The organism is Peribacillus sp. NJ4, from assembly GCF_030348345.1.
Taxonomy (GTDB): domain Bacteria; phylum Bacillota; class Bacilli; order Bacillales; family DSM-1321; genus Peribacillus.
The window spans coordinates 142,392-154,950 of sequence record NZ_JAUCFQ010000002.1; the positions used below are offsets into that span (position 1 = coordinate 142,392).

Sequence of the window (12,559 nt, forward strand, 5' to 3'; positions counted from 1 at the left end):
TGTCCTTGCTGTAAAAGGCGCAATATGGGCATTTACGGTTGGAATTTTATTATGTGTCCTGATTTACAGAAGAACCTTCTTTCAAGGAGAAGATTGCGAGCATTTATTTGAAACGAAAAAGGAGAGGAAGCTCAATGCAACATTACAGTATGTACATAAACGGCGAATGGGTTAATACTCAAAACGTATTAGAAGTAGATAATCCTGCCACAAAAAAAATCATTGCGACCGTGCCAAACGGCGGGAGAGAGGAAGCAAAAACGGCAGTAGATGCGGCACATAAGGCGTTTCGTACGTGGTCGAAAACGACGGCCTATGAACGTAGTGAATACTTAAAAAGGTGGTATACTCTCATCGATCAAAACAAAGAGGAAATTGCGAAAACGATGACCATGGAGCAAGGAAAACCATTAAAAGAAGCGCTTGGTGAAGTGCAGTATGCCAACAGTTTTTTAACATGGTATGCAGAGGAAGGAAAGCGTGTATATGGAGAAACGATTCCGGCTGCGCATTCTGATAAACGCCTTCTCGTTCAAAAGCATCCGGTTGGTGTTGTCGCAGCGATTACGCCTTGGAACTTCCCGGCGGCGATGATTACAAGAAAAGTAGCCCCGGCATTAGCAGCAGGTTGTACGGTCGTTGTTAAGCCAGCTGAGTCTACTCCGTTAACTGCGTTGCTTTTAGCAAAATTCGCGCAAGAAGCAGGCATCCCAAAAGGGGTTGTCAATGTCGTTACAGGAGACCCGAAAGAAATCGGAAACGTTTGGCTAGACGATACCCGTGTAAAGAAAATTACGTTTACGGGTTCAACGGAAGTCGGCAAATATTTAATGAGACGCGCAGCGGACACCGTGAAAAAGGTCTCGCTTGAATTGGGCGGTCACGCCCCGTTCATTGTGATGGACGATGCCGATGTCGAAAAAGCGGTGGAAGGTGTTATTGAATCAAAATTCCGTAATGCCGGTCAAACATGTATTTGTACAAATCGCATTTATGTGCAAGAAGGGATCGCCGAAACATTTACACAAGAGTTCGTGAAAGCTGTTTCGGAATTAAAAGTAGGCAGCGGTTTAGAAGAAGGGACTGACATCGGTCCGCTCATTAACGACAAAGCAGTAGAAAAAGTACAAAGCCATATCTCTGATGCAGTCGATAAAGGCGCAAAAATATTGGCCGGTGGGAATGCGCTTCGAGAAACGAACGGCTATTACTTTAAACCAACAGTCTTAAGCGGTGTAACAGATGAAATGGTTTGTATGAAAGAAGAAACGTTCGGACCAGTCGCGCCGATTACGACCTTTAAAACGGAAGAAGAAGCGATTGAGCGTGCGAACAATTCTCCTTACGGATTAGCAGCGTATGTATTTACTGAAAACCTTGGACGTGCGTTTCGTGTAAGTGAGGACTTGGAATACGGGATCGTTGGTGTAAATGACGGCACTCCGTCTGTTGCACAGGCACCATTTGGTGGATTTAAAGAAAGCGGACTAGGACGTGAAGGCGGCCATTATGGTATTGAGGAGTTTTTTGAAGTGAAATACATTTCCATCGGCATTTAATCGAACATTCTACTTTCGCCGTTGGGGTGATAAAACTTCGGTTTTGTAGACATAAGAAGAAATAGAATAAGGAGCTGGCAACAGCTCGCTCCTTTTCAACGTATTAGGTTCTGGAGTGAAAATAATTCGATAGAAACATAACTTGTATTTTAGTTGTTATCTTGAGATTCATGAAGCAATTCCAATCAAATTATATATGAATTTGACTTTATTTTAGGAAGACTTCAAATCCAAGTTTTTTTAATTGCTGATAATCCGTATTATGTAAACTAAACACTGATAGTAAATCTGGCTTGTTTTTATCAAATGTTAATACATAATATACACGTTTTCTATTTATAATGTGTGTTTAACATATTAAAATCGCTAATAATGTTAAACACTAATTGATAGAATGAAAAAACACAGTAATATACACTTGAAAATTACTGTATTGCATCCTCCAAACGGCTCATGGCTTCTGCTGCTATTAGATAAACGAACATTCCTCCTTATCTGAAGCCTGTATGCGCCCCCTTCCGGTGAAGTCGTTTAAACAAACCATTAATGAAGTTTATTTTCTATATTTCAACAAATTTATGTAGTGAAGACACTTATGAAAGATAAAGTATTTTAAGTGATTAGTAGCCCTTAAATTGTTATATTAATTAATTATTATAAATCAATGATTAAACATGATTTAAATTAACAATATCTTGTAATATTTAACTTATCATACAGGGGAGCATTAAAATTTAAACTCCATTCGATGATTTAAGAGAGCCTTTTGGCTCTTTTTATTTTGAAAAAGTTTTAACTTTGTAAATTTGTGTTTTGCTGTCCGAACCTACCCCTACAGGGATTATTTCTTTAGGATCATGGTCCTTTGCTTACTCTAAGCTATATTTATATTATGTAAACTGGAGAGGATAAAGTTTTCACTTATTATAAAACGGATTTACATAAATATGGGGATGCCTTCACATAATATAGAAGGATATAAATTCATTTGTAATAGGGAGGTGATTAGATGTTCTTCAAAAAACGAAAGATTAGAAATAATAAAGACAAACAGGCCGTGACTGAGAATTCACAAGATATTGGCCAGCTGTTTGCTAAGGCTAAAAAATCCAGTGATTTTAAACAATTTCCACTTACGGATGAATCGGGACATTTAATCATTTCTTACTACAATACACTGGTCGATCAACAACAACTCCAACTGAAAATTTTACTGATTTTCCGAGAGACTCCTTTTAAACTAGACAGGCTAGAGAAAATTGATGACATAAAGAAAATCATCGCAATAGAAGATATTGTAATAACGGATAATGGGAACGAAGCTGAATCAAAGTTACTTAAAGGGTATGCGATACTTCAAATGAAGGAAAATGATCAAAGGGTTGCTTTAATTCTCTTATCTAATGATAAAGCTGGATTGCGTGAACAAAATAACGTTGAAAATGAGTTTAGTGTGGTGGGTCCACAAATTGGGTTTCTAGAGAATATTGATGTAAATATACATTTATTAAGACAACAAATAAATACAACTGATCTAATTACGAAGGAAGTAAACATTGGTTCTACTTCAAATACTCGAGTTATTATTGCTCATATTGATGGGATTACGAGTGAGCAGCATGTTAATACCATGACCCAACGGCTTCAAGATATTGATTTTGATGTCATTTTTGATACTTCTCAGCTGCATCAATTTATAGAAGATAATTCCCTTACACCGTTTCCTTTGCTTCTTCCAACTGAACGTGTGGATAGGGCGGTTCAATCTCTTATTAACGGACAAGTAGCTGTTTTAAGTAGTGGGTCGCCATATGTCATTACAGGTCCTTCTACGATCATTGATTATTTTATTTCACCTGAAGATTACTTTCTCCCATGGATTCTTGGATCTTTTTTTCGTTTAATACGGATATGCAGTGTCCTTTTCTCCATTTTTGGAACATCTATTTATATAGCCGTTATCACTTACCATTACGAGATGATTCCAAACGATTTATTCGGTTCACTTAGTGTTTCTCGTTATAATGTCCCGTTTCCACCGGTATTAGAGGTGATTTTTCTGGAATTCACGATTGAACTATTACGTGAAGCGGGAGTCCGGTTACCTACAAAAGTAGGACAAACATTGGGAATAGTGGGCGGTATTGTTATCGGCCAAGCGTCAGTTGAGGCGGCCCTTACAAGTAATGTCTTACTCATTATAGTCGCCTTATCTGCCTTAGCTTCCTTTACTACCCCCATTTATAAAATGTCGAACACTATACGTTTTTTACGTTTTCCTTTAATTCTCTTCGCATCTATTTGGGGGGGACTAGGTATCGTTATCGGGATTGCCTTTTTAATCACTCACCTTACACGGTTAGAATCTTTAGGAACACCCTATACCGTTCCATTTTATCCTTTTAGGCCAGAGGATTTAACGGACAGCCTGATCCGTTCCTCTTATAGTAAAACATCCAAAAGGCCAAATTATTTACGTCCTAAATCAATTTGGAGATACCACCCAGATAATCACAAAAAAAAGAAAAGTGATTTTGATGAATAATCAGGAAAGGGTCATAAAGGTGAAGTAAATGAAATTATGTTTTCTGTTAACTTTTAGCTTAACTTTCTTTTTATCAGGGTGTGGTATACATGAGAGGATCATTGATGAAGTTCAGATAATTGAAGCTCTAGGATATGATCGGGAAGAAGGCAAAGTTAAAGGAATTGCTATTTATCCTACTTTCGCGGAGAAGGGAAATATCAAATTGAAGATTTATAAAACGGTGTCTGATTCATATGAAGACATACTCCCGAGACTGAATGCAAAATCTGCTTATCCTATTGAGACAGGAAAATTAGATTTTGTATTGTTCGGCAAGGAATATGCCACACAAGGAATCGAAGATGTTATCACTAATTTTGCCCGAAATCCAAATACGGCGAGTCGAATGCAGTTGGGCATTGCTGAAAACACAGCCGAAGATATACTTCAATCCAGTAAACATGTGAATCTTTCATTCCATTTAAGTGAAAAAATCAATCAAAACATTGAAAGTGGTAATTTGCCAAAAATGAATCTGCACATGTTTTTGAACAATTTTCATCAAGAAGGGAGGGATCAAATTTTACCTTACTTTATCCTAGAGGAAAATCAAATTAAAATTGACGGGTTAGCCTTATTAAAAAACGGGAAGTACATAAATCATATTAATTTAAGACAGTCCTTAATTCTAAAAACATTAATTGATGGGTCTCAAAATGGACAATATAAAACCAAAATCACGCAAAATAAAAAGGAAGGTTTTATTCTCTTGAAAAACCTGGATGCAAAAACTACATATACGGTTGAGAAAAGCGAAGACATTCCGAGTATATTCATCGATTTAACCATCCATGCAGAGATTGAAAAAGCATCATCCTGGTTTGATTTGAAAAAAGATAAAGATATTGTAAAATTGGAACGAATTTTAAATGCACACTTTAAGGAAGAGGTCCAACGTTTAATTTCACTGGCACAAGGATACAATGTTGATCCCATTGGGTTGGGAGAAAAGGTTAGAGCCACCTCAAGAAATTGGGACTATCAACGGTTTATGGAGATATACCCAGAAGTAAAAACCACTGTACACACAAATATTGACATCCTAAATACAGGTATTGAAGAGTAAGTCTGCATGATAAGAGGAGGAACCACGTGAAATCATTACTAGACGAACGACATTTAGTATCTTCCTTTTACGTTTTCTTTCTGATCTACACGAATATTATTGGCATAGGAATCATGAGTTTTCAACGAGAAATAACGAAGGACGCAGGTTATGATGCATGGATTTCCATCATTTTATCAAGTATAAGCATTCATATACTAGTTTGGATGGTCTATCGTATTCTTGGAATTGCTAAAAATGATGTCATACATGTTCACAAATTTTGCTTTGGAAAATGGATTGGCGGACTGTTCAACATTTTTGTGATTTTCTACTTTCTTATATTAGCGTTAATTGTTTTCCGTGTTTATGTTGAAGTTGTTCAAGTTTGGCTGTTTCCCTTAATGAAGACCTGGCAAATAAGCCTCATTCTTCTAGTCCTCATTTATTACGTTGTATCCGGTGGATTCCGCGTGATTACTGGAATGTGTTTCTGGGGAACTATCATACCCTTTATTATCCTGTTTCCCCTTAATTTTTTTTCATTGGAATTTGCCAATTTTCACAATTTATTACCCGTCTTTAACCACTCTGTGAAGGAAATCGTATCATCCTCTAAAGCTATGTTGTTTCAGTATGTTGGCTTTGAGACCTTATTCATGTTCTACCCATTCATAAAAAATCCAGACAAATCACAAAAATGGGCCCATTTTGGACTTTTGTTCTCAAGCTTACTTTATCTAATAGTAGCACTCATCACATTTGTTTTCTTTAGTGAAGGACAATTAAACCATACAATATGGCCAACATTAGCTCAAATGAAAATTGCGAAATTCCCTCTAATAGAAAGAGTCGAATTTATCGTTGTTTCGATTTGGTTACTTCTCGTATTACCCAATATCAGTGTGAAAATATGGGCAGGTTGTCGTGCTATTAAGAAAGTAATAAATGTGAAACAACGTATAAGTCTGTTCATTGTACTGGTCCTATTCTTTATTATAGCTAATGTGCTCAAAGAGAGGAGTCAAATAGAGCGATTGAATGAAATGTATTCAAACATTGCTTTTTACTTTGTGTATCTATATATCCCTTTTCTCTTTTTGTACATTCATATTAAGCATAAAATAACTAAGTAGGATAGAAAGCTTCTAGAAACTTATAATACAATCTGGGCAGATCGTTTTGTAAGGATTCAACAGAAAAGGTCTGCAGTTACATTGGGGAAGGTGAACCATTCCAAATCACAGAAATTACAATGATGATCCTAAACTAAGTGAGGTTTTAGTTCGCCTTATTGCGTCCGGGATTTGTCACACTGATGTTTTAACACAAATCAAGCTTACCATTATATATTTCTCCATTGATTCTGTAAATTTAGGTATCATAACGCATTTTGTTGGATTGAAGTTAATTAGGGGGGGAGGAATGGGAGTAAGTAGGGGAGGTGCAATTGTGCGGAATAAGCCCTAAGAATCTTAGTTTTAATATTAATTACAGATTCAAATAAGAAAAGAAAATTGAAGAGAACCATTTGATTGATTAATGATGTACTTATTAAACTAACGAGTGCGATACTTCAATAAGAGGTATCGTTTTTCTTATTGAGCTCCCATAAAAGTTAAAAAAGCTCAATATCCAGAAAAAACCACAACAAAATTGACCCAGTAAAAATGCTTTTTAAAAAAAGGCTGAGCCTTATGAGTGATCTAATTAGTTTGGTAAATCGTTAAACAAAAACCTCCAATCATTGCAAATTAAGTAAAGGCTAGCGCGACGATCAAAAAGGATTAATCTCCCATGAGTGCTACCCATAAAGGGCGCGACAGTCGGTGGTACACCGTGGTCGTCGGAGTCAGACTAACTGATGGGCTCAAAGGCACCATAGTTCAACGACCTTGTTCGCCAGCCATTAAAACATTATCGACCTAGAGACCAATTTTCATTCTCTGCGGTGAAGCGATGATTTTTGCGCTTCATGGATGGCTAACGGGTGCGTTAGCTGAAAACAGGAGCTGTTTTTAAGGCAGCACATTCTTTATGTACCAGCATTTTAGTTGAAGAAAAAAATGATTTGATTAGTGTTGAATTAAAAACTAAATACCCTAACTATAGCTTATACCAAGGCGTAACTGCCGGGCAGGAACAAATATTTAGACAGTTGTTCAGAATATATTGAATAAGAAAAAAGAGTCGGCAAAGCACTCTCCTCTAAAATTCTCCGTGTTTAACTTAATAAGTATTTATTCAATGCTTGTTGTAAAGTTCCTAATGTTTGTGCTTTTTCATTTAATCTTATTCCTACGTTTATCATACTACTAACCACTTCAGCTCTTAACCCGGTAATCACAGTGGTACATCCCATTAATGAAGTGCCGTCTATAATCTTCATTAAATGATCAATTACTTCGGCCTCGATTTCCATAATTCCAGATAAGTCCATAATCAATGTTTGAATACGTAATTTTCCAATCTCTATTAAAACTTTTTCCTCGAGAATATTCGTTCGGTAAAGATCAACCGCACCAATAAGAGGCAAAATACATATAGTGGGTGTTATTGGTATTATAGGCACTGAAAGATTTTCAACCAATTCTTTTTGAGCCATTATCAACGAATCTTTGTATTGAGAATATGTAATAAAAAAAACATTTAAAAATCTGTCTACCTGATTATTAACTTGTTTTTCTACCGAAAAAAATTCTTCAGTAATAACCTTATTCTTTACCTCGTTATATTCTTGTAGGAACCTCCACAAGGTCCTTCGAATGGCTTGCACCCACTCTAATTTGAAAGATAAGGGTATTGCGTGTGTCGCCCAAGCTATACCTTCTTGCTTAGCAAATGATTGAAGTTCTTGTTCTTTACCCTCAATAATGTATTGAACAAGACTATGGGCATTATTTATCAGGTCAATATTACCGATCGTTAAAATTTCTTCGATTTTTTCTTTCACATAAGATGCTTCGTTTAATAATGAATCTTCAAAATCCTCTTTATTTTCTTGGATGAATTCCAGAAATTTATATGTATCTAGTGACCCCTTCATAACCTAATCCTCCTATTTTTTATATGCCAAAACTACTATTACCCGGTTCTTTTAATTACTAAACACGTTTACACCATAAGCTTCTAATTTAAAGGGAAAATGGATGTATTTTTGTTAATTAATATTGTTAAGATTTTTACTTAAACTACCATGAAAATAAGTTTCTTTAAAAATGAAAAATGACAATACTTAAGAAGACCCTGCTCAATCGTTTAAAAAAAAGAGGAGAGCGTTAATTAATTAGTCTATGGATTAGGGTTGACTGGATTAAGGGCAGTATCAGTATTGACACTTCCTAACCTTTTTCATTCTTTGTGGTGAATCGCCGATTTTTGCGATTCATGGATGGCTAACGGGCGTTATCTGAAGATCAGAGCTGTCTTTAAGGCAGCTTTTTCTTTATGCAACTAAAGGGGCAGGTTAGTTTAACAATGGGATTTATAAGTCTTACATTTTACAACGTAGTCAGGCCCCCCCCATCAATCATTATGAGGGGGGCTAATTTAATTTTTTTATATTAACAAACTAGGTAGAGCTAATCTGCAAATTTACACTCCAACCAAGTACTGTTCCAACCGTAGGTTAAGAAAATAAGTGTTATTATATTGGCTACATATCGTTAAAAATCAGACTTTATTATTGTATTTAATGCTTTTTTTAGTACTACTTTATCATTATCCGACAAGTTTTGAAGAACCTTATTATTCAACTTAATTGTTGCAGCTTCAACTTCATCTCTGATTTCTTTAGATTTTTGAGTAGCCATCACTAAAACATTTCTACGATTTTTTGGATCTACCGAACGTTCTATTAATTCAGCTTTTTGCATTTTATCTAATATCCCCGAGACAGTAGGGGCTTCTAAATATACCATTTCTCCAATTTGTTTAGGGGATAATTGTCCTTCTCTCCACAAACAATTTAACACACCATATTGAGCTGGTGTTACTCCAAATTCCTCTAAAAGCTTGCTGAAATATTTAAAAACTTTATTCTGACTAGCACTTAGTAAAAAGTTCATGCAATCTTTTAATTCCATAGTATCTCCTCCATATTGACATTACCTATAATATCATGTTAGTTTTTGTAATGAAACATTTTTGATGCAAAAATGTTTTGTATCAAAAAGGAGGTAGATATCTATGAATACATTCAAGGCAATTATTGTAAAAGAAAAACATGATCAAGTAATTTATGGTTTGGAAGATGTTAATCTTGACAGTCTTTCGGACGGCGAGGTTTTAATTAAGGTGTCATATTCTTCAATAAACTATAAGGATATGTTAGCTGTTCAAAAAAATGGAGGAATTATTCGGAATTACCCAATGATCCCCGGAATTGATTTAAGTGGAACCATTGTTCATACAACAGATAATCGTTACACAGAGGGACAGAAAGTTGTTGTTACAGGTTTTGCTATGGGGATGAGCCATACAGGAGGATTTGCAGAATATGCTAGAGTCCCTGGAGATTGGATTGTTCCTATGCCAGTCAATTTAACCTTAAAAGATGCTATGGTTTTTGGAACAGCAGGGTTTACGGCTGCCCTTTCTATCATAGCTTTAGAGGAGAAAGGTATGGATATAATTAAAAACCCTAGGATTCTAGTCACTGGTTCAACTGGTGGAGTAGGTAGTATTGCTTTACAAATTTTATCTAAAATTGGTTACAAAAATATTTCTGCTTTAGTTCGAAAAGAACACCAAATAGAGGTAGCTATATCTTTAGGAGCTACCGATGTCATTTTTGTAAATGAATTAGGAGTGCAAAATAAACCATTAAATAAGCAAAAGTTTGACTTTGTCCTAGATACTGTTGGTGGGGAAATTGCTTCTGTATTAATTCCTCAAATTTCTTATGGTGGAAGTATGAGTATGTGTGGGAATGCAGGTGGTATAAAACTAACATCAACAGTATTGCCGTTTATACTTAGAGGAATTAACCTTTTGGGAATTGATTCTGTAAATGTACCAATCAAAGATCGTGGTTATATTTGGGAGAAAATAGCGAATGAATGGAATATTTCTCAAACTACTCTAATAAGTGAAATTTCACTTGAAGAATTACCTCAAACGATTGAAGCGATTAAAAATGGTCACCATTTGGGAAGAACCATTATTAAATATTAAAAAACATTTAACCTTTTTCAAGAAGTAAACAACGCTTATCTTAGTTAGCTGAAGATCAGAGCTGTCTTTAGGGCAGCTTTTTCTTATGGAACCATCGGGGCAGCTAGTTGAAGAGTACATAAGGAGTTATTCAACAATTGGGCCAGATTGCGAAGGAAGAATTGCTGACTTTACAAAAGGTAAATTAGTAAGGATAAATAGTGGTGAACCGAAAAGAAGGAGCTTTTAAGTGAAACTATTATTTGGAATTTAATGCATAAGATTGGAACCAATGCCCATTTCAAACGTAAGTAATGTAAAAGACTTAAATATTACGTGGAGGGAAGTTTTATGCAAGTTCCAAAGACTTTCTCCATTATGAATACAGCAAGAGATGAAGTAGCACTCATTACGAAAAAGGTGTTCAGCATTTTACCAAAGTTTTTGGTTGAGGTGAATGGTCGAGAGGTATTAACAATAAAGAAGGAATTTCCTTCTTAAAAGCACGATATACAATTGATGCGGCAGGCATTGAAGTATATGGTAATTGGTTGGATATGGATTTTCAAGTTGTACAGCATGGTAAAATCGTAGGTGAAGTGGGCAAGGAGTGGTTCACTTGGGGCGATAGCTACAAGGTTCAAATAATAGATGAAGAGATGGAAACCATTATTATTGCACTCGTTGTTACAATTGATTGTGTGAAGGCTGATCAAGCAGCTGCTTCATCAGCAGCGTCGATTTAAAGTAGAAGTGTAAAATTAAAAGGCTGACAGTTTTAAAAAAATCACTGCTTGAATAGGTGCGGTGAATCGTATCATAAGTATATGAGGTTTTTACTCTATACAAAGAAATAAATGCCACCTAGACTGCACTATGTCTAGGTGGCATTTATTTTGTCATGAGATGTATCCGAGGTCTAAAGAAACGGTGTTAGGAAATTTTGTCCTTGTAAAGAGCTTCACTCAAGTTAGTTTCATTGTTTTGGTCACTTGATTCGGATTTATAAAAATCTTGTTTATCCAAGAATACGGTGGCCAAGGTACCCCCAACCAGACCCCAGAATGGCGCTCCAATATGGAGAATAGAGATCCCAGAGATTGTGATTATAAAGGAAAAGAGGGCGCCTGATTTGAATGGACCAGAGAAACTCATTTTCAAAGAGTCAACCAGTACACTAATCATGGCGACGCCACCTAGTAATTGAATTAATGAGGCAGGAATGACATATGGAATTTGCGAAGCTATTGGAGAGAATAGAGCTAATAGACAGGATAATACTCCTAATACAATAGCAGCGACATACCTATGTTCAAGTTTGCCTGATTCTTTATTAACAAGTAAGCCCGTCATGGGACCTGCAATACAGGCTGGGTGGCCCCCAAAAAAAGCATTTATAATGGTACCGATTCCGCTCCAATTGGTCATGGCATTGATCGGTGGACGATAGCCATGGGTCTCTAACATAGCAATCCCTTGGGCATTTTGAATGGCAATAACCGTTAAGAGTAATGGAATGACAAGTTCCCCTACAACGGAAAAACTAAATGATGGAATGATAAAATGGGGAATGCCCATTGTTATATGGATAGGCTGTACAGAAACGTTCGGCAAAAATTTAAGACAAAGAATTGCTGCAATGATCGCCCCTAATATAGGCGGAAACTTTTTTGAAAATCGTAAGAAAAAAGAAAGAGCTAGAAAGACAAGTAAAGGGATTCCGTTGAGTAAAGGATTTTTTACAACCGAGCCGATCATTTCAGTTCCGAAAGGGAGTAAGACGCCTGACACCATCCCCATCATAACTGGCATAGGCAAAACCTTCATCAATTTTGTAACAAGGCCAGATAATCCTAAAAGAAAAATAAGGATCCCGGTTATAATATAGGCACCAACCACTTGGTTGAAAGAATAATGGGTTAAGCTTGAGCCGACAAGAATGGCTCCAGGTATTGAAAAGGCATAGCCTATGGGTTGCCCATAATATAAGGAGACGATGAGCGTTAGGAGTCCCCCCATTCCATAAATGGCGAAAATCCATGAGCTGGTTATGCTACCAGACAAATGACCTTTTTCAGCAGCTTGTAAAACAATTAATAATGGTCCTGCTGAACCAAAAAGCCAGGCCACAAATCCATTCGATATATTCCCAACTGATAAAAGCTTTGGAAATTGTATGGTATTTTTTTTGAACAACAAAGTCACTCCCCTTCA

8 protein-coding genes and 1 pseudogene are annotated in these 12,559 nt (G+C 36.2%); 6 read left to right on the top strand and 3 right to left on the bottom strand.

The window, feature by feature from the left end:
* Positions 1–149: 149 nt before the first annotated feature.
* The 4 genes from QUF94_RS25810 to QUF94_RS25825 all read left to right on the top strand — a co-directional run bounded on the left by QUF94_RS25810 (position 150) and on the right by QUF94_RS25825 (position 6,327).
* Positions 150–1,559, top strand: a complete 1,410-nt coding sequence (locus QUF94_RS25810) for an NAD-dependent succinate-semialdehyde dehydrogenase (protein WP_289318625.1) — start codon at positions 150–152, stop codon at positions 1,557–1,559.
* Positions 1,560–2,568: 1,009 nt separating this feature from the next.
* A complete protein-coding gene (locus QUF94_RS25815) occupies positions 2,569–4,104 on the top strand; it encodes a spore germination protein (RefSeq protein ID WP_289318564.1) in 1,536 nt (511 codons plus the stop codon).
* Positions 4,105–4,132: 28 nt separating this feature from the next.
* Positions 4,133–5,212, top strand: coding sequence for a Ger(x)C family spore germination protein (locus QUF94_RS25820; protein WP_289318601.1), 1,080 nt, complete (start codon positions 4,133–4,135; stop codon positions 5,210–5,212).
* Positions 5,213–5,238: 26 nt separating this feature from the next.
* Positions 5,239–6,327 carry a GerAB/ArcD/ProY family transporter gene (locus tag QUF94_RS25825; RefSeq protein WP_289318562.1) on the top strand — a complete coding sequence of 363 codons (1,089 nt, stop codon included), beginning with the start codon at positions 5,239–5,241 and terminating at the stop codon, positions 6,325–6,327.
* A 1,088-nt stretch (positions 6,328–7,415) separates the two neighbouring features.
* Here QUF94_RS25825 and QUF94_RS25830 read toward each other — a convergent pair.
* Positions 7,416–8,237 carry an STAS domain-containing protein gene (locus QUF94_RS25830; protein WP_289318602.1) on the bottom strand — a complete coding sequence of 274 codons (822 nt, stop codon included), beginning with the start codon at positions 8,235–8,237 and terminating at the stop codon, positions 7,416–7,418.
* 619 nt (positions 8,238–8,856) lie between these two features.
* The gene (locus QUF94_RS25835) at positions 8,857–9,276 is read right to left on the bottom strand and encodes a MarR family winged helix-turn-helix transcriptional regulator (protein ID WP_056519665.1); all 420 of its coding nucleotides are present in this window, start codon (positions 9,274–9,276) and stop codon (positions 8,857–8,859) included.
* A gap of 103 nt (positions 9,277–9,379) precedes the next feature.
* Between QUF94_RS25835 and QUF94_RS25840 the strand changes: the two genes are divergently transcribed.
* Together QUF94_RS25840 and QUF94_RS25845 are read left to right on the top strand one after the other, a co-directional pair.
* On the top strand, positions 9,380–10,366 hold the full coding sequence (locus QUF94_RS25840) for a YhdH/YhfP family quinone oxidoreductase (RefSeq protein ID WP_289318603.1): 987 nt from the start codon (positions 9,380–9,382) through the stop codon (positions 10,364–10,366).
* A 309-nt stretch (positions 10,367–10,675) separates the two neighbouring features.
* Positions 10,676–11,091, top strand: a pseudogene (locus QUF94_RS25845) (LURP-one-related/scramblase family protein); the annotation flags it as partial.
* 187 nt (positions 11,092–11,278) lie between these two features.
* On the opposite strand, the gene QUF94_RS25850 reads toward QUF94_RS25845, so the two are convergent.
* A complete protein-coding gene (locus tag QUF94_RS25850; protein ID WP_289318604.1) occupies positions 11,279–12,541 on the bottom strand; it encodes a benzoate/H(+) symporter BenE family transporter in 1,263 nt (420 codons plus the stop codon).
* Positions 12,542–12,559 lie beyond the last annotated feature (18 nt).

What these genes read in the sequence shown, in the direction of transcription:
- QUF94_RS25810 (WP_289318625.1), top strand. Translation starts at nt 150, where the DNA reads ATGTACATAAACGGCGAATGGGTTAATACTCAAAACGTATTAGAAGTA.
- QUF94_RS25815 (WP_289318564.1), top strand. Translation starts at nt 2,569, where the DNA reads ATGTTCTTCAAAAAACGAAAGATTAGAAATAATAAAGACAAACAGGCC.
- QUF94_RS25820 (WP_289318601.1), top strand. Translation starts at nt 4,133, where the DNA reads ATGAAATTATGTTTTCTGTTAACTTTTAGCTTAACTTTCTTTTTATCA.
- QUF94_RS25830 (WP_289318602.1), bottom strand. Translation starts at nt 8,237, where the DNA reads ATGAAGGGGTCACTAGATACATATAAATTTCTGGAATTCATCCAAGAA.
- QUF94_RS25835 (WP_056519665.1), bottom strand. Translation starts at nt 9,276, where the DNA reads ATGGAATTAAAAGATTGCATGAACTTTTTACTAAGTGCTAGTCAGAAT.
- QUF94_RS25840 (WP_289318603.1), top strand. Translation starts at nt 9,380, where the DNA reads ATGAATACATTCAAGGCAATTATTGTAAAAGAAAAACATGATCAAGTA.